Annotated in this window: 20 protein-coding genes; 17 read left to right on the top strand and 3 right to left on the bottom strand. The window is 44.7% G+C overall.

Annotated features, from left to right (window positions below; translation table 11 throughout):
* Nucleotides 1-36: 36 nt before the first annotated feature.
* Both T541_RS0110120 and T541_RS0110115 read right to left on the bottom strand, forming a co-directional pair.
* Nucleotides 37-2514, bottom strand: a complete 2478-nt coding sequence (locus tag T541_RS0110120; RefSeq protein WP_026652632.1) for a hypothetical protein — start codon at nucleotides 2512-2514, stop codon at nucleotides 37-39.
* A 55-nt stretch (nucleotides 2515-2569) separates the two neighbouring features.
* Complete coding sequence (locus T541_RS0110115) at nucleotides 2570-3400, bottom strand: TrmH family RNA methyltransferase (protein WP_026652631.1); 831 nt, start codon at nucleotides 3398-3400, stop codon at nucleotides 2570-2572.
* Nucleotides 3401-3518: 118 nt separating this feature from the next.
* Here T541_RS0110115 and T541_RS19345 point away from each other — a divergent pair, with 118 nt between their 5' ends.
* From T541_RS19345 to T541_RS20710, 6 genes are all read left to right on the top strand, one after another.
* Nucleotides 3519-4295, top strand: coding sequence for a PHP domain-containing protein (locus T541_RS19345; protein ID WP_051538191.1), 777 nt, complete (start codon nucleotides 3519-3521; stop codon nucleotides 4293-4295).
* Between the two features lie 96 nt (nucleotides 4296-4391).
* Nucleotides 4392-5441, top strand: coding sequence for a 16S rRNA (cytosine(1402)-N(4))-methyltransferase RsmH (gene rsmH / locus T541_RS0110105; RefSeq protein WP_026652630.1), 1050 nt, complete (start codon nucleotides 4392-4394; stop codon nucleotides 5439-5441).
* Between the two features lie 49 nt (nucleotides 5442-5490).
* The gene (locus tag T541_RS0110100; protein ID WP_026652629.1) at nucleotides 5491-6282 is read left to right on the top strand and encodes a hypothetical protein; all 792 of its coding nucleotides are present in this window, start codon (nucleotides 5491-5493) and stop codon (nucleotides 6280-6282) included.
* Nucleotides 6283-6337: 55 nt separating this feature from the next.
* Nucleotides 6338-7825: a glycosyltransferase gene (locus T541_RS19340; RefSeq protein WP_051538190.1), complete on the top strand. Its 1488-nt coding sequence runs from the start codon at nucleotides 6338-6340 to the stop codon at nucleotides 7823-7825.
* Between the two features lie 47 nt (nucleotides 7826-7872).
* Entirely contained in the window at nucleotides 7873-9663 is a 1791-nt protein-coding gene (locus T541_RS0110090) for an alpha-glucosidase (RefSeq protein WP_026652628.1), read from the top strand.
* Nucleotides 9653-10288 (top strand): VanZ family protein, encoded by a 636-nt coding sequence (locus tag T541_RS20710; protein ID WP_051538189.1) that lies wholly within the window; start codon nucleotides 9653-9655, stop codon nucleotides 10286-10288. The genes T541_RS0110090 and T541_RS20710 overlap by 11 nt, the downstream gene beginning before the upstream one ends.
* A gap of 480 nt (nucleotides 10289-10768) precedes the next feature.
* Here the strand turns inward: T541_RS20710 and mgtE are convergent, their stop codons facing one another.
* The gene (mgtE, locus tag T541_RS0110080; RefSeq protein WP_026652627.1) at nucleotides 10769-12133 is read right to left on the bottom strand and encodes a magnesium transporter; all 1365 of its coding nucleotides are present in this window, start codon (nucleotides 12131-12133) and stop codon (nucleotides 10769-10771) included.
* Nucleotides 12134-12475: 342 nt separating this feature from the next.
* Here mgtE and T541_RS0110075 point away from each other — a divergent pair, with 342 nt between their 5' ends.
* The 11 genes from T541_RS0110075 (at nucleotide 12476) to atpA (ending at nucleotide 24913) form a co-directional block, all read left to right on the top strand.
* Complete coding sequence (locus T541_RS0110075; RefSeq protein WP_026652626.1) at nucleotides 12476-14974, top strand: glycoside hydrolase family 3 protein; 2499 nt, start codon at nucleotides 12476-12478, stop codon at nucleotides 14972-14974.
* Nucleotides 14975-14982: 8 nt separating this feature from the next.
* Nucleotides 14983-15918: a pectinesterase family protein gene (locus T541_RS0110070; protein ID WP_026652625.1), complete on the top strand. Its 936-nt coding sequence runs from the start codon at nucleotides 14983-14985 to the stop codon at nucleotides 15916-15918.
* Between the two features lie 84 nt (nucleotides 15919-16002).
* Nucleotides 16003-17805 (top strand): aspartate--tRNA ligase, encoded by a 1803-nt coding sequence (aspS, locus tag T541_RS0110065; RefSeq protein WP_026652624.1) that lies wholly within the window; start codon nucleotides 16003-16005, stop codon nucleotides 17803-17805.
* A gap of 184 nt (nucleotides 17806-17989) precedes the next feature.
* A complete protein-coding gene (locus T541_RS0110060) occupies nucleotides 17990-20023 on the top strand; it encodes a methyl-accepting chemotaxis protein (RefSeq protein WP_026652623.1) in 2034 nt (677 codons plus the stop codon).
* Between the two features lie 290 nt (nucleotides 20024-20313).
* Nucleotides 20314-20586, top strand: coding sequence for an AtpZ/AtpI family protein (locus T541_RS0110055; protein WP_026652622.1), 273 nt, complete (start codon nucleotides 20314-20316; stop codon nucleotides 20584-20586).
* 38 nt (nucleotides 20587-20624) lie between these two features.
* Nucleotides 20625-21041 (top strand): ATP synthase subunit I, encoded by a 417-nt coding sequence (locus tag T541_RS0110050; protein ID WP_026652621.1) that lies wholly within the window; start codon nucleotides 20625-20627, stop codon nucleotides 21039-21041.
* Nucleotides 21042-21051: 10 nt separating this feature from the next.
* Nucleotides 21052-21822, top strand: a complete 771-nt coding sequence (locus T541_RS0110045; protein ID WP_026652620.1) for a F0F1 ATP synthase subunit A — start codon at nucleotides 21052-21054, stop codon at nucleotides 21820-21822.
* Between the two features lie 79 nt (nucleotides 21823-21901).
* Entirely contained in the window at nucleotides 21902-22183 is a 282-nt protein-coding gene (atpE, locus tag T541_RS0110040; RefSeq protein ID WP_026652618.1) for an ATP synthase F0 subunit C, read from the top strand.
* Between the two features lie 26 nt (nucleotides 22184-22209).
* On the top strand, nucleotides 22210-22809 hold the full coding sequence (gene atpF, locus T541_RS0110035) for a F0F1 ATP synthase subunit B (protein ID WP_330375724.1): 600 nt from the start codon (nucleotides 22210-22212) through the stop codon (nucleotides 22807-22809).
* 19 nt (nucleotides 22810-22828) lie between these two features.
* Nucleotides 22829-23368, top strand: coding sequence for an ATP synthase F1 subunit delta (gene atpH, locus T541_RS0110030; protein ID WP_026652616.1), 540 nt, complete (start codon nucleotides 22829-22831; stop codon nucleotides 23366-23368).
* A 21-nt stretch (nucleotides 23369-23389) separates the two neighbouring features.
* Nucleotides 23390-24913 carry a F0F1 ATP synthase subunit alpha gene (gene atpA / locus T541_RS0110025; protein ID WP_026652615.1) on the top strand — a complete coding sequence of 508 codons (1524 nt, stop codon included), beginning with the start codon at nucleotides 23390-23392 and terminating at the stop codon, nucleotides 24911-24913.
* The last annotated feature ends 4 nt before the right edge of the window (nucleotides 24914-24917 follow it).

Genomic DNA, 24917 nt, shown 5'->3' with positions numbered 1-24917 from the left:
AAAGAGGCTGTGCACGGTTCAGTGCACAGCCTTTTTTTACTCTTTAATCTCTTTTCCTTTATCAAACTGGCTTTGCAATTCTTTTAACTGATATACAATGTCTTTTTCCTCGTCAAAAGAAAATACATAGCCATGAAGAGATCTTGCCTTGTTCTGCAAAGTCTTGGAGCGGCTCCAAACGAAGATGGCGGACTTACCTTTGCCGTTCTTAGCTTCCTGAATAATATTGGAAGCGGCGCTGTTACCGTCAAAGGCCACAACCATTGATGGGCGGCGCTCGAAGATCTCGTAGTTAAAGCTCTTGTAAATGCCCATGCCCTGGGCCTCTGTGGATACACGGATCTCAACGTCCAGAGATTTTAATTTATCAGCCTCTGCCTTGGTTATAAGAGATGGAACAACGCAGTAGATCCTAAAGCCCTTCTTGTTATGCTCTAGCAGGTATTTCTCATAGCCTGAAAGCTTGTGACCGATAACAAAGCACACCTCTTCAGGAGACAGGTAATCAAGCAGAAGATCAAGCTGTTTCTTGCCCTCCTTGGTAACTCTGGTGGCTCTGTTTTCTGTATTAAAGCTTCCTCCAAGAAGCACTACTGGGAAGCGATCCCAGGTTATTTCGCTAATCTGTTCCTTAAGTTCCTGGTTGGCATCAAGCTTAGCTGCTGAAGGTGAAGCCTTTCTTGAGATCTTAACAGCCTTCATCTTCTCAAGAAGAACCTCCTCCATGTCTCTTCCCTTAAGAAGATTTCCAAAGCTTGCCTTCTTATCGGAGTAGGCCTTCTGGCTCTCTTCAATAATGCCAGCCTCTGCATCCTTCATAAGTCGCACTTCATCCGGTGTCAGATCAAGAAGTGTAACAAGGGACAGCTCCTCATCGATAGCTCCCGTTCCATAAAGGGCTGCGCCGTCTGTTCCCTGTACGCATCTAAGACCCTGTCTTAAGTATTCCTTAAGCGGATGATGCTTGAGGGAATTAAGGTTATTAAGTCGCACATTACTTGTGAGCTGGAACTCCAGAACCACGTTGTTTTCCTTAAGCTGCTTAAGCACCTCTTTACCCTTCTTGGACCGTGGACTGTAGGTGTAAAGGCCGTGGCCAAGGCGCATGTTAGGCATCTTCTGACCAGGTAAAAGAGAATCCTTAACACAGGAAATACTGTGGGCTATATTATCCTTCTGGCTGTCGTTCTCGCCGGCATGAACCCTGATAACAAAGCTTGGATCCTTGGAAGCAATCTTCACAATTTCCTTAAAGGCAGGCTTTAAGGTGATGATGTCATTGATCTCTTCACCTACAAAGTCGCAGCCCGCAACATATGGATCAAGGGCAGTGGCCTTAAGAACCTCAAGGTTCTGCTCAAGATAGTCTGACGGAGTGACAGCGTCCTTGATGATTGTAAGAGGAATCCTTCTAATGGCCGCCAGGAACCTGATCATGACTCCTGTTTCCTGATAGATCTTAGGCATTACCTCGTGGACCTGTCTTAGCATTTCTATAGATTCATATTTTTTTACCAGAGTTGTATCACTGATCTCAGCATAGGAAACGCCCTGAGCCTTGTAGCATCTGGCTATCCACAACAGCTTATCCTGGAAGATAGTGTTACTACAGTAGTCAGGATTCTCCTTATCGTGAAGCATCTGCACAAGGGCATTTCGAACGTCCACATCCGGAATCTGTGAAACGTTACTTAGCTGAATCTTATCCTCGCTTTCCTTCCCCTTTGCAAAGACATAACGATAAAGATATACCTTCTCAAGGTTGGTAAAGACGGCCTGTCCGTCCTTGATAACTGCAAGAGAGCCGCGAATCTTCACAATGTTCATTTCCGCGTTATCAAGGTTATTAAGGATCAGGTCTGCAAAGTTGATAAAGGTATTGTCGTTGATCTTACGGGCAAGGTATTTGCCCTGTAAAGGTGAAGTAATGAACTGTCTTGCTACCTTCTCTCGCTGGGCGTTGACCTTCTCCCACTGGGCGGGGGTCAGTTCAAGCTCAAGCTTTTTAACATAATAAAGAGGGTAGCGGATCTGATGATAGATACCAAGGGCGATCATAATGTCCGCCGGCAGATTACCGTTCATGTGAGTGTGGAGATCTGCCCGGAATTTAAGCTCCTTGGGGATAAAAGTTCTAAAGATAGTCTTGGAAAGATCAAGGTCGTAGTCCTTGGTCTGACTCATGAGAGTTTTGGCAATGGCTGGAATTGTGGCCTTAAGCTCAACACTTCCATCTGGGTGAATGTCGGCCACATCTATATTGCCAAGCTTGAATATATAGACATCCTCGTTGCGGGCGTTGATATAGCAGGGAATCTCACCCTTAATAACAAGCATTGAGGATTCTTCGTCCTGAGAAAGGGGAAGATTGCAGGTCCTTGCCAGGTTCCTGATAAGGTTTCCAGTGTGATGATTAGGAGTGGAAAGAACGTAGTACATCCTGTCCAGATCCTTATAAAGGTTTACAATGATATCCTTTTCATTATCCAGGAAAAAGCATGTGAAATATGTCATACACAGATCCTTTCGTAGTGAGAACAGTTACAGGGACTGCAAAGAAATAAACTGATCAGTTACTTCCTTGGCGTTTACCAAGCTCCCAAAAGGCAACAGCGCTGCAGGCTGCAACATTAAGGGAATCCACGCCGTGGGACATAGGGATCTTGACGCACCAGTCGCATCCCTCGATTGTCTCTGGAAGAAGCCCATCCCCTTCTGCACCAAGGAAGATGGCCAGCCTATCAGCCTCTGCCAGCTCCCTGTCTCCAAGGGTCTTGGTGTCGTTCCTAAGAGCCAGCGCCACAGTTTTAAACCCAAGTTCCTGCAGAGTAGATAGCTCTTTTCCCTCAGGTAGGAAGGTCCAGGGGATCTGGAATACCGTACCCATGCTGACACGGGCAGCTCTGCGATACAGAGGGTCTGAGCATCCGCTTGTAAAAAGAACTGCATCCATAGACAGGGCCGCTGCGCTACGGACGATGGCGCCTACGTTTGTAGGATTGGTGACGTTTTCAAGAACCGCTATCCTATGGGCGCTCTGGGTTATCTCGGCTACAGATGGTAGCTCTTTTCGCGCCATGGCACATAGAACGCCTCGTGTAAGGTGGAAGCCGGTAATCTTGGTAAGAACCTCTGAAGGAGCCACGTAAACTGGAACGTCAAAAGAACTCTTAATTCGCTCTATTATTTCAGCAGCCTCTTTCTCTGTCTGGTCCTTCTCAAGAAGGAGAGAAATAGGGCTGTAACCAGCATCCAGAGCCCTTCCAATAACCTTGGGACTCTCTGCGATGAAGATCCCTGGGACCGGCTCATTGATGTGATAGAGCTGATTCTCGTTAAGGGCGTGATAAATGCTCAGTTCTGGCGTGTTTAGTTCATTTATTTCTATAAAATCTGACATTGAGTTTCCTTAATTATTGAGATAAATTCTAGCTTTAATTATAGGGCTGCGACAAAAAAAGGTCAAAATGCGTGATATAATACCATGAGAAATGCTGATAAAAAGGGAGACTGACATCATGGAATACATTTACGAAACTCACTTGCATACAGTAGAAGCTAGCGCCTGTTCATCCACGCCTGCAGCGGATTACATCGATTATATGCTTGGGCTGGGATACAGCGGTATAATAGTTACAGATCACTTTCTTAATGGCAACAGCTGCATCGACAAGAACCTTCCCTGGGAGGAGAGGATCAGGCAGTATTGCCTTGGCTACGAGCATGCGCTGGAAAGGGCTAAGGGAACTGATCTTAAGGTTTTCTTTGGCATAGAGTTTAATTTCCGTGGAGATGAGTACCTCCTTTATGGTGTAGACAAACAGTGGCTTTTGGACAATCCAGAGATCATGACCATGACCAGATCAGAACTAAAAAGGGCTGTCAACGAAGCGGGAGGCATTATGATACAGGCCCATCCCTACAGGGAGAGAGGCTATCTTGATACAATCCGCCTGGCACCTAACGCAGTGGATGGATCAGAAGCCTACAACTCAGGAAACCCTGATTATCAGAACGCCTGGTGCTACAAGTACGCTGTAGAACACGGCTTTCTTATGACTGGCGGATCTGATATTCACAGATTTACCCAGGAGGACATGGGAGGAATGAGCTTCCCATACAAGCTTGAGACCATCCAGGATTTCGTAAAGGCCTTTAAGGCTGGGGACGGAACTCCAGTGGTTCGAAGGAATGCCCACGACCCTGAGTCAGTGTTTAAGCCAATTGTTGAAGATGAGAAATTACTTGTCCCAGATCAGGACTACACACTTCCTGTTATGATCTGTGACGACTAAATATAACAAATCACATTATGGCAGATGTGTATAGTATTGAACTGAGAATTGCGAGACAGCAGGGCTGTCGAATATTCAGATAATGTAGGAGATTACATGGAAGAGAAGCCCCACAAGAGAAGGGTGCACTATTCAGGCAAGTACCCCAAGAAATTTGAAGAAAAATATAAAGAGCAGAATCCGGAAAAGTATGCTGACACCGTGGCCCACATTATATCAAAGGGCTCAACTCCTGCCGGCATGCATATTTCCATTATGGTAAAAGAGATCCTGGATGTGCTGGATATTAAGCCTGGCCAGCAGGGTCTTGATTGCACGCTCGGATATGGCGGTCACACCCGCAAGATGCTGGAAAAGCTGGAGGGACAGGGCTGTGTTTACGGCCTTGATGTTGACCCTATCGAGTCAGCTAAGACTGTTAAGAGACTTAGGGATGCAGGCTTTTCTGAGGAGAACTTTGGCTTTAGGCTTACCAACTTTGCCAACATAGATGAAGTGGCTGGGGAGGTTGGTAAGTTTGACTTTGTGCTGGCGGATCTTGGCGTATCCTCCATGCAGATAGACGATCCGGAGAGAGGCTTTTCCTATAAGATAGATGGACCTTTGGACCTTAGACTTGATCCACAGCATGGACAGTCAGCAGCAGAGCGCCTTCACGACATCACAAGAGAAGAGTTTGTGGGCATGATGGTGGAGAATTCTGACGAGCCCTATGCTGAGGAGATTGCGGACAAGGTCTTTTCCCTTATGAAAAAGGGGTATCCTATGGACACCACCACTGCTCTTCGAGAGGCAATTGAGGCGGCCCTTTGGAAGGTACCTAAGGAAGAGAAGAAGGATGCCATCAAAAAGAGCTGTGCCAGAGTGTTCCAGGCTCTTCGAATAGATGTTAACAGTGAGTTTGAAGTTCTTTATACATTCCTTGAAAAGCTCCCTGGAATCCTTAAACCAGGCGGAAAGGTGGCAATTCTTACCTTCCATTCTGGAGAGGACAGATTGGTTAAGAAGTCTTTTAAGGAACTATTTAGGGACGGGGTGTATAGTGAGATATCACAGGATGTGACAAGGCCTTCTGCAGAGGAGTGCCGTATCAATCCTCGCAGCAAATCCACCAAGATGCGATGGGCGATCAGGAGTGATTCATAAGCTTTGGCAGCAAATATAGCGAGAAGTATTATTTGTATTTGGAGGGGAAATGTACATTAATCGCAAGACACATTATCTTTCAACAGCTCTTTTCTGGGCTGCAGGGATACATGTCTTTTCTAACGCTATACTCGGCACTGTGAGATATCTGGTAGGGAAAAGCGAGACCCTAAGCTCTATCGGACCACAGATGACCAACACAGTTAACATAGGAGCTCAGATGGCTGTGTCTGCCATGCAGGTAATCTGCATGACAGTGGTATTTATCAGCGCCTTTGACAAGCTCAAAAAATCTTTGTCCGTAATATCTGAAAGTGACAGACTACAAATGGCGGTGCTTCAGCAGGAGGTTCTGGGAAAGGGACTGCCTACTCTGACAGGAGATTCCATCGGAAAGCTCCTGGAATTGTGGGGCATCATTCTGATCGGAGTGCGTATGGTCTATGATATATGCTCCATCGTCTACAGGAAATTTGTTATGGATCTTGTGTCCATGAGCAGTGCAGTGAGCGGAGCTGCCCGGTCGGCAGTTGTTACCACCAACAGCTTCGTTGAAATCTACAACAACACCCATGGATTTAAATACATAGGCCTTCTTGTGGCGATTTTGCTGGGGATTATGACCACTGGAATATTCCTTAATGACAAGATCCTTAAGTTCATAACCATGATACTTATGGCTTTTTTCTTGCTTTCCTTCGTGCTCCTTGGAATGCAGACCTTTAACCTTGGAGGCTACAGCGTGGGAATCGTGTGGACTTCAGTTATCTTCCACCTGGTGGAAACCTTGGGCCTTCTGGGACTGGGGATATACCTTAGAAAAAAATATGTTGGACTTTGAAATCATGCAGGAATGCAGATATTGATAAACGAAACTATGAATCGAGGCTTACCTGATGAATATATGTCTTTTGAATGATTCATTTCCGCCGGTGATCGACGGCGTTGCCAACGTTGTCATGAACTACGGAAATGTGCTTACTAATCAGCTTGAATCTAACGTTGTGGTGGGAACACCGGGATATCCTGATGCGGACTACTCAGGCTATCCTTACAAAGTTGTGCCTTACCACAGCTTTGACACCACGGATTTTATAAAGGGCTACAGGACAGGATATCCCTTCTCCATAAGGGAAATCGATGAGATGGCCAGCATGAAGCCAGACATCATCCACACTCATTGCCCTGCAGTTTCCACAATCATGGCCAGGATCTTAAGGAAGGAGACTGGCGCGCCTATCGTCTTTACCTACCACACCAAGTTCGACGTGGACATAGCAAGGGCTGTGGGCGAGGGCTTCCTTAAAAAGGAGACCATCAGGACCATGATAAACAACATTGAAGCCTGCGACGACGTGTGGGTCGTATCCGAGGGAGCCGGCGAGAACCTTCGCTCTCTGGGCTATCAGGGCGAATACAGAGTTATGAATAACGGCGTGGATTTCCCTAAGGGCCGCGTAGATGAGGACAGGGTAAAAGAGCTAACTTCTGCCTACGACCTTCCTGAGGGCGTGCCGGTATTTCTTTTTGTGGGAAGACTTATGAAATACAAGGGACTTCCTATTATTGTCGATGCCCTTAAGATGCTTTCAGACAAGGGCGTTGACTTCAGAATGGTCTTTGTTGGCGGCGGTGCTGACGAGGACGAGATGAAGGCGCTGGTTAATGAGTATGGAATCAGCGGAAAGGTGATATTTACTGGCCCAGAGCATGACAGAGAAAAGCTTCGCGCATGGAATACCAGGGCAGATCTATTTCTTTTCCCATCTGTCTATGATACTAACGGAATTGTTGTCAGGGAGGCAGCAGCCTGCGGCCTTGCCAGCGTGCTGATAAAGGGATCCTGCGCAGCAGAGGGAATAACCCACGATAGAAACGGTTTCTTGATCGAAGAGAATGCACAGTCCATGGCGGCGCTTCTGGAAGAGGTGGCAAAAGATCTATCTCATCTCCACCAGGTTGGACAAAATGCCATGGATGAGATTTATATTTCCTGGGAGCAGGCTGTGAGACTAGCCTACGACCGTTATAAGGAGCTTAATGAGATGGTGCGCTCCGGAGAACTTGGAATCCGCAAGCACCAGAGCTTTGAGTATCTTATGAAGTCTGCAGCTACCGTTCTTGACGGTACTGAGAGGGTATTCGTTGATACACCAAGGAGCATCTACTGGGGCATGAGGGATAACTTCCAGGAATTTAGGAATGACTTTAGGGATAATGTCACAGACTGGAAGAATGATATCAAGGATAACATGGAAGAATTTAGGGATAATGTTGCTGACTTTAAGAATGATATTAAGGACAACATGGAAGAATTCAAAGATAACGTTAATGACATGAAAAATGATATTAAAGATAAGATGTCCAGAATTGGTGAGGATTAACAGGTGTTAACAGGTATTAACAGGTGATATCGAATCGAGGATGATTCATGAAAGATAGCAATTCTAATGTAAAGAATAGAGACTGGTACAAGAGGATGAGCTTCTACCAGATTTGGGTCAGGAGCTTTGCAGATGGAAATGGAGACGGAATTGGAGATCTCTACGGCGTCTATGACAAGCTTGAGTATGTGAAGTCCTTGGGCGTTGATGGAATCTGGTTCTCTCCCATATACCCTTCACCAAATGCGGATTTTGGATATGACATTTCCGACTACAAGGATATCCATCCGGATTTTGGAACTCTTGAGCAGTTTAAGAAAGTTCTTTTTAAAGCCCATGAGATGGGACTTAAGGTGATAATGGACCTGGTGGTGAATCACACATCTGATGAGCATCCCTGGTTTCTGGAAAGTAAGAAGGGCAAGGACAACCCTTATAGCGACTATTATATCTGGCGTGATAAGCCCAACAACTGGGATAGCCTTTTTGAAGGCAAGGCCTGGGAGTACGTTCCTGAGAGGGGACAGTACTATCTCCATATCTTTGCCAAGAAGCAGCCTGACCTAAATATGGACAACCCTAAGGTCAGGGAGGAAGTTAAGAGTATTATGCGTTTCTGGCTGGACATGGGAGTGGACGGCTTTAGAGAGGATGTTATCAATTTCATTTCCAAGGTTGAGGGGCTGCCAAATGGCGTGCCTTTCCTACCTGCGGTAAATGGAATGCCATATTATAAGGATGGTCCGCATATTCATGAGTACTTGGCGGAGTTTAGGAAGGTCTGCGATGAGTATGACTGCTTCCAACTTGGTGAGGGACCTATGACTACTGTTAAGTCTGCTATGAATTATCTTACGGGGCCCACTAAGTCCCTGGATATGATGTTTTCTTTTGACCATATGATGGCGGACTGCTTGTACACTGAGTATGTCCACAGGCCATTTTCTCTAATCAAGCTTAAGAAGGCCTTTTCTAAGTGGCAGTATGCCCTGAATGGCAAGGGTTGGAATGCGCTGTACCTTGAGAACCACGATCATCCAAGGATTATCAGCAGGTACGGAAGTCATCATTTCTGGAGGGAGAGTGGCACCATGCTGGCTGCCAGCTACATCTTCCAGCAGGGAACACCTTTTGTGTATCAGGGGCAGGAGATTGGCATGACCAACATTAAGCTCATGTCCATCGACCAATACGTGGATGTGTCCTCCAAGACCAACTACCACACCTATCATCTCAAGGAGGATCCCGAGAGGAGACTTCACAGGATTCATTTATCAAGTAGGGACTCAGCAAGGACTCCTATGCAGTGGGATAGTAGCGAGAATGCGGGCTTTTCCAAGGTAAGGCCCTGGTTCTACGTTAATCCCAATTATAAGAGGATCAATGTGGCAGCTGAAGAGGGTGAACCTGACAGCATCCTGAATTTCTACAGGAAATGCCTGGCCCTTAGGAAGTCTTCAGATACGCTGATCTACGGAGATTATACTGAGCACTTTGCTAAGGATAAGAATATCTACATGTATGAGCGAAGCCGTGGCGGCGAGTCATACCTTGTGATCTGCTCATTTTCAAGACTTCCAGTCAAAGCCTACAAGCCCAAGAAGTTTGCCGGGAAGCACGGTGAGCTGGTGCTGTGTAATTATGCCAGGAAGTATGCTGGTGATGGAACTGGAAGAAATGTGGAATTGACAGCGGATTTTAATGGTGTAGATAATGGTAGAGATAAACTGAAAAATGAGAATTTTAAGGAATATATCGATAAGGAGATTGAAGAGATCGAGGTGAAACACGGATTCCTTCGACCTTTCGAGTGTAGAATATATAGATATGAAAATTAAGATGTACATTTCACTGGCGGTGGCCACGGTCTTCGGCCTGGTGTTTCTATGGGGAATTAATGAATTCTCCTATACATATATGCTGATCCTGTTTGTGGTGACGCTTTTGTTCTCTTACAATGCCGTAAGACTCTATGGGAGACATAATCCAGAGAGGGAACATAGGGCTAGACGAGTGTTTTTGTGGGCTGCCTTTGTGTTTTACTTATTATTCCTGTTTCTGCTGACCTTTAGCGTCAGAAGAGCGACACCGCAGCTGATATTTTCCAGTAGAGACAGGCTGAACTACTATCTGAAGTTCAGGTGTAACTTCGTGCCCTTTAAGACCATTAGGAATGCCATTAAATACAGCACTTCCTTTAGATATTTTGCAATTAACATTCTTGGAAACCTCGCTGCCCTTGCGCCCCTGGGCTTCTTCTTGCCAGCACTGTTCAGACGGGCAAGACACTTCCTGCCCTTTACCCTTATGGCAGCACTGGTTGTAGTATTTATCGAGTCCACACAGTTCCTATTCTGCGTTGGCTCCTGCGACATCGACGACTTCATCCTTAACGTACTCGGTGCAGTAGTCATGTACGCGGTGGTACGCGTGGTGTTCAGGAGAGCGTTCCGAGAAAACTAGAAAAATAGTTTCCATGGAAAATTACGGTAAAAATAGAAATTTTGGCGATTTTTCTGTATTTTTTCACAATAAAAAGTGCACTAATATACGGTGATTGAAGCAAGAGAACGTTTTTGCAAAATTGCGAATGTATTATAACTACATTCCGATTGTTTTTGGAGGAACTCGGGAAACCATTACGGTAAAAATCCAAAAAATGGCGATTTTTCTGTATTTTTTGCGAACACGTCTTTTCAGCCACCATTCAATCAACAAAACTTGCGAATAAGAGATCATGAATCAGCCCGCTTTATCCGCAAATCTATTGTATCCGTCACTCATCCAACAAAAATGCGGATAAGAGAGCTGATTCAGCGTCTCTTATCCGCATATTATGTGTTCACACATATTTAATCGCCTCTCCGCAGCAATAACGCCGCATCTTAGCCACTATCTCTGTAGTTCTACAACTATGTAGTTTATTCACTACATTGTCTACCCTCATGTCCCCAGGTGAAGCAAACTTGTTGCCACATTGAAGTACACCAGAAGTGAAAGTGCATCAACAATTGTTGTGATAAATGGGCTGGCCATAACTGCTGGGTCGAAGCCAAGGCGTGAAGCCAGCATAGGAAGGCAGCAGCCAACAAACTTAGCAATGAGCACTACTACGAGCAGTGTCAGGCAGATAACAGCAGCAACTTCAAGCTGCAGGCGATCAAGCAAAAGAAGCTTGATAAAGTTGGCAAGAGAAAGTGTTAAGCCGCAAAGCAGAGCAACACGGGCCTCTTTCCAGATGATCTTGAACAGATCCTTAAACTCAATCTCTTTAAGTGACAATCCACGAATGATTGAAACACTTGCCTGGGAACCTGCATTACCGCCGGTATCCATCAGCATTGGAATGTATGCTGTCAGTACAACAAATGATGAAAGAGCATCCTCAAAGCCTGTAATGATGGCGCCTGTAAATGTGGCACTTACCATCAGGAACAAAAGCCAGGGAATTCTGCTCTTGTAGGTCTCAAAAATACCAACCTTTGGATAGGGCTTGTCGGATGGCACGATAGCAGCCATCTTCTCGATATCCTCGGTAGCCTCTTCTTCCAGGATGTCCACTACGTCATCGATGGTGATGATACCGACCATACGATTCTCGTTGTCTACAACGGGCATGGCGGTAAAGCCGTATTTCTGGAACATTCTGGCAGCTTCTTCCTGGTCAGTCATGGTGTTGATGCTGATGACATTGGTGTTCATGATGTCACCAATAATATCATCAGGCTTCATGATCAGCAGGTATCTGAGGGCCACAGTACCAACCAGGACCTTCTGCTTGGTTACAACGTAGCAGATGTTGATAGTCTCAGAATCAACGCCCTTTGAACGGATACGCTCAATAGCATCTGCCACAGTCATATCCTCTCTGAGGTCTACATACTCCACGGTCATGATACTACCAGCGGAATCCTCAGGATACTGAAGCAGATGGTTGATATCAGCTCTTGTTTCAGGGCTTGCGTTAGCCAGGATGCGCTTAACAACGCTTGCAGGCATTTCTTCCAGCAAGTCTGTAGCATCATCGGCCATTAGATTGTCAATAACGTTGGAAGCTTCTCGATCTGACAGTGAACGGATAATATACTGCTGATTATCCAGTTCCAGATCGGCAAAAACATCAGCAGCCATGTCTTTTGGAAGGATTCTGAACATCTTAAGGGAATCCTCCTCCTCCATCTCACCCATGGCAGCAGCGATATCTACTGTGTTCATCTCTGAGATGGTCTGGCGAAGCATTGTGTATTGCCTGGATTCAAGAAGCTCTTGTAGAATTTCAGCGATTGTCTTCTCTTCTTGTAATTCCATTGTATAAATCTCCTTTTATGAAATTGATGGTGGTTCTTAGCTTGGTACTTCGACCAGGAGCAGGATCACTTAAACATATATGTGTATCTGACTTCATAAAAACCACCTTCCTTTCCTTCGGAGATTTATTGAAAGACATCTGAATAATAATCTTTTCAATACGAATGCGTTGAATTTTAGATAAACCTTTTTAACGCATTATTACTGTAGCACACATTTTTTGAAATGTGTACCCAAAAATATTGGACAGAATAACAGAAAAATCATGAAAAACCTTTTGCCAACCGCTGGATAATATACTAAAGTCAATATATATGTGAATTATCAAGCGAGGTATTTTTTATGGAAAAATGGGCAAGAATCAAATATACACCAAACCTCCCATTGGGTGAGGACAGAACCTATGTTACAGCAAGTAAGAAGCACATCGACTTATCCTGTGCAGCCGCCTGCGAAGGCATGGTTCTTTTAAAGAACGAAAGAAATCTCCTCCCACTTAAGAAGGGCACTAGAGTAGCTCTTTTTGGTAAGGGAACCTTTGATTATGTTAAGGGAGGCGGTGGAAGCGGCGATGTAACAGTGCCTTACATCAGAAACCTCTACCAGGGCCTTTCTATGTTCTCTTCAGACATCTCAATCTACGAGAAGTCTGCCAGATTCTACGAGGATTATGTTAACGATCAGTACAAGCAGGGCATCGTTCCTGGAATGTTAAAAGAGCCATCTCTTCCAGAGGACATCATTGCTGACGCTTCAGCCTATACAGATACAGCTATCATCACCATCAGCAGATTCTCAGGCGAGGGCTGGGATAGAAAGGTTGCTGGCGTAGACAGAGAAATCAAGTGCGAGGCTGTGGACTTGGTGGCAGCAGGCAACAAGATCTTTGACCATGGCGACTTCTACCTCACAAACGCAGAGAAGAAGATGGTTAAGCAGGTTGCTGAGAATTTTTCTAATGTAGTCGTTGTTATGAATGTGGGCGGCGTTGTGGACACCACATGGTTCAAGGATAACGAAGCGATTCCAGCAGTTCTCATGGCTTGGCAGGGCGGAATGGAAGGCGGTCTTGCTGCAGCCAAGATCCTTCTTGGAAAAGAGAACCCATCAGGAAAGCTTGCAGATACCTTTGCGGAGAAGTTGGAGGATTACCCTTCAACTGCAGGTTTCCACGAAGACGACGAATACGTAGATTACACAGAGGATATCTACGTAGGTTACAGATACTTTGAGACAATTCCAGGAGCGGCTAAGAAGGTCAACTATCCATTTGGATACGGCCTTTCTTACACCACATTCCTCTTAGAGGACTACAAGGCAGAGCCATTCACTGTAGAATTCCAGGACGAAAAAGCAAAGACAGCCAAGAGCACTGACAAGAAAGAGTCTGGTCTTGCAGATGCCATTGTAGTCAGCGCTACAGTCACCAATATCGGCAAGATTCCAGGCAAGGAAGTTGTTCAGCTCTACTACAGTGCTCCTCAGGGTAAGCTTGGTAAGCCAGCCAAGGCCCTTGGCGGATACGTTAAGACAAGACTTCTTCAGCCAGGTGAGAGTCAGAAAGTGACTATAGCTCTTTATATGGATGACATGGCTTCCTACGACGACCTTGGAAAGGTCAAGAAAGCCGCATGGGTTCTTGAAAAGGGTGAGTACAAGTTCTTCCTTGGAACCTCTGTTAGAGACGTAAAAGAGCTGGACTATACTTATAAGCTTACTAAAAACGTAGTTGTAGAGCAGGTTGCAAACAGACTCACACCTACATCCCTTAAGAATAGAATGCTTGCTGACGGAAGCTTTGAAGACCTTCCTCAGACCAAGCCTGTTGATACCTACGCAACTATTTTCAAAAGAGATAAAGACTGGAAAGAGACCATCAATTGGAAAGTCCTTAAGACTCCTAAGGTTCGCCCTCAGGAAATGATGCAGCTCTTTTTACCAGCCAAGGATACAGATCCTAAGAAATTCATTGAGGTTGCTGAGTGCAAGATAACTCTCGAGGACTTCATGAAACAGCTTTCCGACGAGCAGCTGGCTTCACTTCTTGGTGGACAGCCTAACACAGGAATGGCCAACACCTTTGGCTACGGCAATCTTCCAGAGGTGGGTGTTCCATCAATGCAGACCTGCGACGGACCTGCTGGCGTTAGAATCCAGCAGGAGGTTGGCGTTGTAACAACAGCTTTCCCATGCTCAACACTTCTTGCCTGCACCTGGAATGAAGATATTTGCTATGAAGTTGGTGTAGCTGGCGGTGAAGAGGCCAAAGAATGCAACTTTGGAGCATGGCTTACACCTGCCATTAACATTCACAGAAGTCCTCTCTGCGGAAGAAACTTTGAATATTACTCAGAGGATCCATTCCTTGCAGGAAAACAGGCAGCAGCCATGGTTCGCGGAATTCAGAGTAACAACATCGCCGCTACACCTAAGCACTTTGCCCTTAACAACAAGGAATCCAACAGAAAGGCCAGCGACTCAAGAGCATCAGAGCGTGCCATCAGAGAGATTTACCTCAAGGCCTTCGAGATCGTGGTAAAAGAGGCAGAGCCTTGGAGCATCATGTCTTCCTACAACATCGTCAACGGTCAGCGCTGCTCAGAGTCAGCAGATCTTTTAACAGGAATCCTTAGAGATGAGTGGGGCTTTGATGGCGTTGTTGTCAGCGACTGGTGGGGCTACGGCGAGCACTACAAGGAAGTCCTTGCAGGCAACGATATCAAGATGGGCTGCGGCTACACAGATCAGCTCCTTGAAGCCATCGACAAGAAGGTCCTTAAGAGAAAAGACCTTGAAAGAAGCGCAGAGCGAGTGCTCAAGCTGATTCTTAAGCTTGATTAAGGGGAACTATGCTGGAAATACATGTAGATAAACAAAACGGAGATTTCTCCACCATAACGGAGGCCATCTGGGCTGTGCCCTATGACACAGAGGCTGTGATCTACATCGGCGAGGGCACCTACAGGGAGAAGATCTTTTCAGACAAAAGAGCTATCTCTTTTATCGGGGCAGGAATGGACAAGACCATCTTAGAATACGGCGATGGAGCTTTTGATGACATGGAGGATGGAACCAAACGGGGAACCTTTAGATCTTTTACCGCATTCTTTGGTGGACACAGGGCTGTTGTAAAGGACATGACCATCAGAAACACTGCAGGAGACGGGGCTAAAGCTGGACAGGCTCTGGCGGTGTATGCAGATGCAGACTACTGTCACTTTGAGAACGTGAAACTTGAAGGTCATCAGGATACGCTATTCTTAAGTCCGCTTCCTGAAAAGGAAAGGCAAAAGAACGGCTTCCTTGGGCCAAGAGTTCTTTCTCCAAGGGTTCTTACAAGGCAGTATTACAAAGGCTGCGAGATAAGGGGCGATGTGGACTTTATCTTTGGCGGAGCAGATGCTGTGTTTGAGGACTGTCTTATCACCTGCAATCACAGGCCTGACAACGGCGGGATCAACGGCTATATCACCGCCGCCAGCGGCAAAAAGGATGGCCTTGGATTTGTCTTTATGAATTGCAGGATCCGCGGGGAAGAAGGGTGCAAGCCAGGTTCGGTATTTCTTGGAAGGCCCTGGAGAGATGAGGCAAGGACTGTATTTCTTGACTGCGATATGGATGAAAGCATTTCTCCAAAGCGCTTTTCTGGCTGGGGAGATGTGGACAAAGAGCATCCTGATACCTTCTATGGAGAGTATGGAGAAGTTAAATCCATTGGCGTAAGTGAGTACATTCAGCTTGTGGAAAGAGCTAAAGATCATATTGAAGATGTTATTTCTTATTAAAGGTTGCAACTATTAAGGTGTTGCATTAAAATAGTTTGATGTTGAATTGTAAAACGTAATTAATGATGAAATGGAGTAGTATTTATGATGCAATCACGTACACATAACTGTGGTGAGCTTCGTATCGAGAATGCTGGCGAGAGCGTTACACTTGTTGGCTGGCTCGAGAATATGAGAGAAGTTGGATCAGGACTTGGATTCGTAGTTCTTCGTGACTTCTATGGCACAACACAGATCGTTTTAGAGACAGAGGAAATGGTTAAGACTGCCAAGGCTATCAACAAGGAGTCTACTATTTCTGTAAAGGGCGTTGTAAGAGAGCGTAGCTCCAAGAACCCTAAGCAGGCAACTGGTGATATCGAGGTTGTTCCAGAGACTATCACAGTTCTTGGAAGATGCCGTTACAACGAGCTTCCATTCGAGATCAACCACTCAAGAGAGGCTGATGAGACAGCTCGTCTTAAGTATCGTTATCTTGATCTTCGTAACCCAGAAGTTAAGAAGAATATCATTCTTAGATGTAATGTTGTAGCAGCTCTTCGTCAGTCAATGACAGAGCATGGATTCATGGAGATCACAACTCCTATCCTTACAGCATCATCACCTGAGGGAGCTAGAGACTACCTTGTTCCTGCACGTAAGCACCCTGGTAAGTTCTATGCACTTCCACAGGCTCCACAGCAGTTCAAGCAGCTTCTTATGACAGCTGGTTTTGACCGTTACTTCCAGATCGCACCTTGCTTCCGTGATGAGGATGCAAGAGGAGACAGAAGCCCAGGAGAGTTCTATCAGCTCGATATGGAGATGGCTTTCGCTTCTCAGGAAGACGTATTCGCTGTTTGTGAGGATGTTCTTCCTCCAATCTTTGCTAAATATGGTACATACAATCGCGCATCAGGCGCTCCATTCATGAGAATTCCATTCCTTGAGGCTATGGAGAAATATGGTTCAGATAAGCCAGACCTTAGAATTGACCTTACAGTTGCTGATGTAACTGAGACTCTTAAGGATTGCGGCTTTGGACCATTCGCTACTAAGGCTGAGGATGGAACAGATACAAACGTTAGAATTAAGGCTGTTGTTGTTTCTGACTTCAAGGAGAGCCGTAAGTTCATCGACAAGACTATCGGTGATGTAGAGGTTCAGTCAGGTAACAAGGCTTACTGGTTCAGAATGGATGAGAACGGCGAGCTTGTTGGAGGTATCTCTAAGTTCGTTGCTCCTATCAAGGATGCTGTTGTTTCAGCTCTTTCACTTAAGGCAGGCGACCTTGTAGTTCTTTCAAGCGGCAAGCTTCTTGCAGCTCAGAAGACTGCTGGTGTTATCGTTAAGACCTTCGGTGCTGCTGTTCCTGGACATATGGATAAAGAGCAGTACGCATTCTGCTGGATTGTTGACTTCCCTATGTATGAAATTGGTGAGGAGTCAGGTGAGCTTGAGTTCTGTCATAACCCATTCTCAATGCCAACAGGCGGTCTTGAGACACTTCTCAAGGCAGAGAGAGGCGAGATTGATCCTCTTTCAATCACAGCTGATCAGTACGACCTTGTATGTAACGGCGTAGAGCTTTCATCTGGTGCTGTTCGTAACCATGATCCTGAAATCATGATCAAGGCATTCGAGATGGTAAGACTTGGTGAAGAAGACGTTAAGGCTAAGTTCCCTGCTATGTACAACGCATTCTGCTATGGTGCACCACCACACGCTGGTATTGCTCCTGGTGTTGACCGTATGGTTATGCTTCTTGCTGGTGAGGATTCAATCCGTGAGATTATTCCTTTCCCAATGAATAAGAATGCACAGGACGTAATGATGGACGCGCCTGGATACGTAACAGACAAGCAGCTTGAGGAATTACATATTAAAGTAACAAAGACAGAAGAATAATATTATTGATGAGTGCTCTGGTGCTTAGCAGCAGGGCACTCATTTTATTTTTATTCTATGTTTTATTAATTCTTTGTTTATTTATATGATGTATGGGACATATTATAATGAATATGTTACAGTCTATATTTCGTTAATTTTTCTTTTTGATTTTGCTCTTGTTCAATTTTGTAAGGAGGGTGCTATGTCGGAGAAAAAAGCTACTTCAAACAAAAAACAGGCTAAACACATAAGTGCACAGCTACTTCTGGTTATCATTCCAATGATGATCGCAGCAATAGCGATTGTAACTATCTTTGTTTCTTTGCAGGCCAGGAATGTCATTTCAGAACAGGCAACTCACGGCCTATATCAGGAGGCCAGAGCGAACTGTGCTGATATTGCGCAGATGGTAGATGGTATTAAAGGATACTACAACGGACTTGCTGATGTAATTGAAGTGTCTGTATATGAGACAGATGCAGATATCCTTAAAGCTTTAGAGCCAGGCATGACAGAGTATAAGGATGTTGTAAGCGATGTATATATAGCACTTGGAAGAGAAGGATTCTATGATGGATCTGGCTGGGTTCCGGAGTCTGATTATGACCCAACAACAAGAGCATGGTATAAAAACGGTGAGAGTGCTACAAGCGTAGTACTTGGTGCGCCTTCATTTGACCTTACAACCGGCAATATGGTTGTGTGCGGATCAAGAAGCATTAATATGCGTGACGGTAGATCTGGTGTTATGTCAATTGATATCGGCCTTGCTGGTGTTTCCAAGAATGCAAGTGCATTTAAGCCTTTAGGAACCGGTGCAACAATGATGTTCAGCGGAACAACAATTCTGGCTTCTCCTACAGAAGAACAGATTGGTAAAGAGGTTTCTGAATATGCGGATGATGGATTTGTTCAGGAAGTAGCTGCTATTGTTCAGCAGGGCGGAACAGATGAAATCAAGGATATTCATGGAACAGACGGACATGATTACTACGTTGCATTTAACAATGTAGCTGGAACCGATTGGTACATGGTTTCTTTTGTAAAAGAATCTGACGTATTAGCATCACTTAGGAGATTCATAATTATAAGTGTTATTATTGCAGCAGTAATGATTCTTGTTTCTGCACTCGTAATGCTCAATATTATTAGCAAGATGATCACTAAGCCGGTTAGCAGCCTTACAAACAATATTACAAGAATTGCAAGTGGTGACTTTACAGTTGATATCAAGAAGGGTTCTGGCAATGAAAATGAAATTGGCGTAATGAATAACAACATGTTTGATTACGTAAATCAGATGCGTGATACTCTCTCAGAACTTAAGTCTGTTACAGACAAACTTGCAGTTGAAGCCGGAAACAGTAAGAGTGCATCCAGTGATCTTAATGTTCAGGCTGATGAACAGAGCAAGGCAATGCAGCAGATTCAGGGTGCTATGGATGACATGGCTGATGCTGTTACAGAGCTTGCAAATCAGGCAACAACTCTTGCCCAGGAAGTTAGCAACCTTACAGATAAGAGCCATCAGACTCAGGATACTATGGGCGCTCTTGTAACCAAGGCAAAAGAGGGTCAGAAGGACATGGAAGCAGTTCAGACCGGTATGACAGGAATTGCATCCTCTATGGAAGACATGAACAGAGTAGTAGGCGATGTAGGAGAATCTGCTAATAAGATTAATTCTATCATCGAGATTATTAACTCTATTGCATCACAGACCAACCTTCTTTCACTTAATGCTTCTATTGAGGCAGCAAGAGCAGGCGAAGCAGGTAAAGGCTTTGCAGTAGTTGCAACAGAGATTGGTCAGCTTGCTAATAACAGTGCTGAATCCACAACACAGATTGCAGAGATCATCAAAGATATCACAGCTCAGATTCAGGATCTGTCTAATAAATCTCAGTCCAACATGGAAGAAATCAATGCAAATATGGACGCTGTTAACACAGCAGGTGAGACCTTCGAAGAAATCTTCAGAAGTCTTGATGAGACAAGCGATATTGTTGGAGAGATGATTGCCAAGGTAGGAAGTGTAGATGAAATCGCAACTTCTATGGCAGCTATTTCTGAAGAACAGTCAGCTAGTACACAGGAAGTTAGCGCTACAGCTACAACCCTTGCTACAAGCGCAGAACAGGTTGCTGAGAACTCCAGAGGCGTAGATGGAAGCGCCGCTGCTGTATCAGAATCTTCTGGCAGAATTGAAGACCTTATCAGTCAGTTCAAGATTTGATAGAACGAGCATGAGCGAAATTTTGATAAAATATTTATGAAGAAAAAAGCTGGAAGCCGGTTGTATTAGTAAACAAGCGGCTTTCGGCTTTTTTGTGTTCAATTGTGCAAAAAGGACAAATTGTCTAACATTAGTTGAGAAAACCCCGCAAAAAGTGTATTATTATGTTGTTATACTATTCATATTCTGTGTTTTTTTAAAATACTTCTTGGATAGTAAACAAAAGATAAGCTGATGTATACGGTTTATCGATAACACCAAAGGAAGGGGCAATATAGTTAGAAATGCAAATGAGAGAAGCGTCAAAGCTAATTAGTCAGTTTGCAATGGTTGGACAATTGGGACTTTCTCTTTTGATGCCACTTCTGATATGTCTTTTTGTCTGCTATTTGCTGTGTACCAAGATGTCTGTTGGTACATGGGTTTACATACCGGGGTTTATTTTGGGGCTCGGCGGTTCTATGACAACTGCCTATAAGGTTTATCTGTCAGTAATTCACAGGGAAGAGAAAAAGAAAAAAGAAAAGAATCCAAACGAAGTCTATTTTAACAAGCACATGTAAGGTGTTTATGGGCATTATTGGGAGTTGGGAGAGACTAAATGTTTAAGTTACAGGATGCAGTTAAGAAGGAAACTAGAAATATTGCAATCGGCACAGGAATTGGCGTTGCAGTAATGATCCTTGTATTTTTTGTTTTGCACATGGTGATACCAGATGATTGGGTGCCATTTGATTATACAGTTGTCCTTGGAGGAATTGTGGGCTTTATCGTAGCCGTTGGCAATTTCTTCTGGATGGCAATCACAGTGCAAAAAGTAGCATCTATAGAGGATGAACAGAAGGCAAGACAGACCATGGGCGTAAGCTTCAGGTACAGAACCCTTCTTCAGCTTTTATGGGTGATACTGGCTATAGTAGTTCCAGTGTTTAACCTGGTGGCGGGCATTGTACCGCTATTTATACCTAGCTTAACAATTAAATTACGCGGGATAATGTCTGCGGGGAAAGGAGGTTGAAGGCGAAAGCATGAATAGTAGTTTCGAAGTTGATTACGCCAAGATCTATCAGACTATTAAAACTGGCATCCCGGTTCTGGGCGACTTCAAAATCACTCAGACGCTGATCGTGAGCTGGATAGTGATGATCATCATCACAGGGTTATGTATATTCTTAACCCGGAATCTGAAGATCGAGAACATTTCGAAAAGGCAGGCTTTTGCAGAAATGCTGGTTGAAACGGCCAATAACTTTGTCCGTAACAACACAGGTGGAAACAAGTTTGATCACCTTATTCCATTTGTAGCAGCTCTTTTTACTACGAGTGTGGTATCAAACCTGATAAGCCTGATCGGACTACGAAGTCCAACAGCAGACCTATCAACAGAAGCAGCCTGGGCGATAGTAGTATTCGTAATGATTACTGCTACCAAGATCAAGACCAACGGATTTGGCGGATATTTAAAGGGATTTACAACACCAATTGCTGTCATGACCCCGTTTAACGTTCTGTCAGAGTTGGCAACTCCAGTAAGTATGGCGTGCCGTCATTTTGGTAACATCTTGTCAGGTGTAGTTATCGACGGACTTATCTACTGGGCACTTGGACTTGCATCTGCAGCACTCCTTAAGCTTATACCAGGAGCTGTGGGCGCATTCCTGTCAAACATCCCTATCTTAGGATTGGGACTTCCTGCTGTTACCGGTGTTTACTTTGACTGGTTCTCAGGATGTATGCAGGCGTTCATTTTCTGTATGCTGACGGTAATGTATATTGCTAATGCGGCAGAAGAAGGATAACGCGTGAAAAAGGATCGCAGAGCGGTCCGTTATCATAAAAAACAAAATAATAATAGTTTCATTTAGGAGGCAAATAATTATGGGTGATTATCAGTTACTAGCTAGAGGTATTGCACTTGCAGGATGTGGTATTGGTGCAGGATGTGCACTTATCGCAGGTATTGGACCTGGTATTGGTGAAGGAACTGCTGTTTCTAAGGCTCTTGAAGCTATTGGCCGTCAGCCAGAGTGTAAGGGCGATGTTACTGGTACAATGCTTCTTGGTTGTGCGGTTGCTGAGACAACTGGTATCTATGGATTTGTTACAGGTCTTCTTCTTATTTTCGTTGCACCTGGAATGTTCATGAACTATTTGCAGTAATAATTCATTAAGGAGGTGCTACTTCTATGAACGAGAAGAAAAATGCCGGAAAAAATGGCATATTTTTCATAGCGCTTCTTGCCTTTTTCGTTGCACTCTTATTTTATGTAGGCATGACCAAGAAGGTTGAGCCTACACAGGAGCTTGTAACTTTAGTACCTTGGACATTTATTATTCAGATTCTCAACCTGTTCTTACAGGTTTACCTGATTAAGAAATTTCTTTTTAAACCAATCAACGAGATTCTTGAAAAGAGAAAGAACCTTGCTGATAAGGTAATTAGAGAAGCCAGGGATGCTCAGAGTGAAGCTGATTCCCTCAAGGAACAGTACGAAAGCAGCTTAACAAAGGCTCATACTGAAGCTGCTCAGATTGTTTCTGAGGCCCAGAAGGAGGCTCAGGCCAAGGCCGATACAATGGTCAAGGAAGCTGAGGAAGAGGCAGCAAGCATCAAAGCAAGAGCTGCAGCTGATATTGAACAGGAAAAGAAGAAGGCTATCAACGAAGCCAAAGACGAGATTGGCTCCCTTGCAATGGATATTGCAGGCAAGGTTGTTGAAAAAGAGATTAACGAAGCTGATCACAAGAAGCTTATCGACGACTTCATAAATAAAGTCGGTGCTTGATTAGAGAAAAGAGGTAATAATGAGTAAAGCTGGAGATCTTTATGGGCAGAGCCTATATGATCTGGCAGTGGAAGAAAACCTATCGGATGAGATACTGGGCGAAATGGAAGTTGTGAAGCAGATTTTCAAAGAAAATCCTGATTACATCACACTCCTGTCGGAACCCTCAGTCCCGAAGAATGAAAGACTGCAGCTTGTTGATCAGGCTTTTGACAATAGCCTGCAGCCATACCTTATGAACTTTATCAAGATACTCATTGAGAAGGGGCTCCTTAGAGAATTCTCAGCATGTCAAAAGAGATTTCGTAAGAGCTATAACGAGGATCACGGAATAGCAGATGCCCTTGTTACAACAGCGGTTAAGCTTGATGAAAAGCAGCTGTCACTTCTTAAGGACAAGCTTGAAAAGATCAGTGGTAAAAAGATTCTGCTTGAGCAGAAAACAGATCCTAACGTATACGGCGGTGTAAGAGTGGATCTGGAGGGACAGCTCTTTGACGGAACAGTCAAAGGCAGGTTATCCGAGCTTCGCAGAAGAGTCGACGAGACGGTCATCTAAAATTATACGTCGGAGGATGATATGGAACTAAAACCAGAAAAAATATCCGAGGTCATTCGAAGCCAGATAAAGAATTATCAGAATGCAATTATCCAGAATGAGACTGGAACAGTTCTTACCGTTGGTGACGGTATCGCTCGTGTTAGCGGTCTTTTGAACTGTATGTCCGGCGAGCTTTTGGAGTTCGAGAATGGTACATTCGGAATGGCTCAGAACCTCGAGGAAACAGTAGTATCCGCGGTATTGTTCGGAGAGGATGTAGGTATCAGCGAAGGACAGACCGTTAAGCGTACAGGAAGAGTTGTATCTGTTCCTGTAGGTGAAAAGATGATTGGCCGTGTAGTAAATGCTATCGGTCAGCCAATTGATGGACAGGGACCAATCGAGTCATCAGAATACAGACCTGTTGAGTCACCTGCACCTGGTATCATCGCAAGACAGCCCGTTAAAGAGCCACTTCAGACAGGTATCAAGGCTATCGATTCCATGATCCCTATCGGAAGAGGACAGCGTGAGCTGATCATTGGCGATAGACAGACAGGTAAAACAACAATTGCTATAGATACTATCCTTAACCAGAAGGGTAAGGACGTTATCTGTATCTATGTTGCTATTGGACAGAAGCGTTCAACAGTAACATCACTTGTTGAAGACCTTAAAAAGGGCGGAGCTATGGACTACACAATCGTTGTAGCAGCTACAGCTTCAGAACCAAGCCCACTTCAGTACATCTCTCCATACACAGGCTGTGCTATGGGTGAGTACTTTATGAATAAGGGAAAACACGTGCTTTGTATCTACGACGATCTTTCTAAACACGCCGTAGCTTACCGTGCACTCTCCCTTCTTATCAGAAGACCACCAGGACGTGAAGCTTATCCTGGAGACGTTTTCTACTTGCACTCAAGACTCCTTGAGAGAGCAGCTAAGCTCTCTGATGAGAACGGCGGTGGATCACTTACAGCCCTTCCTATCATTGAGACTCAGGCCGGCGATGTATCAGCATACATCCCTACAAACGTTATCTCTATCACAGACGGACAGATCTTCCTTGAGACAGAGCTTTTCCACTCAGGAATCATGCCAGCGGTTAACCCTGGTATCTCCGTATCCCGTGTAGGTGGTAACGCTCAGATCAAGGCCATGAAGAAGGTTGCTGGTACACTTAAGCTTGTATATTCACAGTATCGTGAGCTGCAGAGTTTCGCACAGTTCGGATCCGACCTGGACGAGGATACCAAGAATCGTCTTGCACAGGGTGAAAGAATTGTGGAAGTTCTTAAGCAGGACAAGAATCAGCCTGTACCAGTTGAGAAGCAGGTTGCAATCCTTTATGCCGTTGTTAACAACATCCTGATGAAGATCGAAGCCAGCGACGTTGCTGAGTATGAGGCAGGTCTTTATGACTTCCTGGATCAGAATCCTTCAGGAATTGCAGCAATGCGCGATATTCGTGAGACCGGAAAACTTGAAGCAGAGACAGAAGACAAGCTCAAAGCTGCTTTGAACGCATATACTGACAAGTTTGTTAGTAGTAAGAAATAATGAT

Source organism: Butyrivibrio proteoclasticus P6B7 (assembly GCF_000622085.1).
Classification (GTDB): domain Bacteria; phylum Bacillota; class Clostridia; order Lachnospirales; family Lachnospiraceae; genus Butyrivibrio; species Butyrivibrio proteoclasticus_A.
This window is presented reverse-complemented; position numbering and strand designations above follow the sequence as displayed.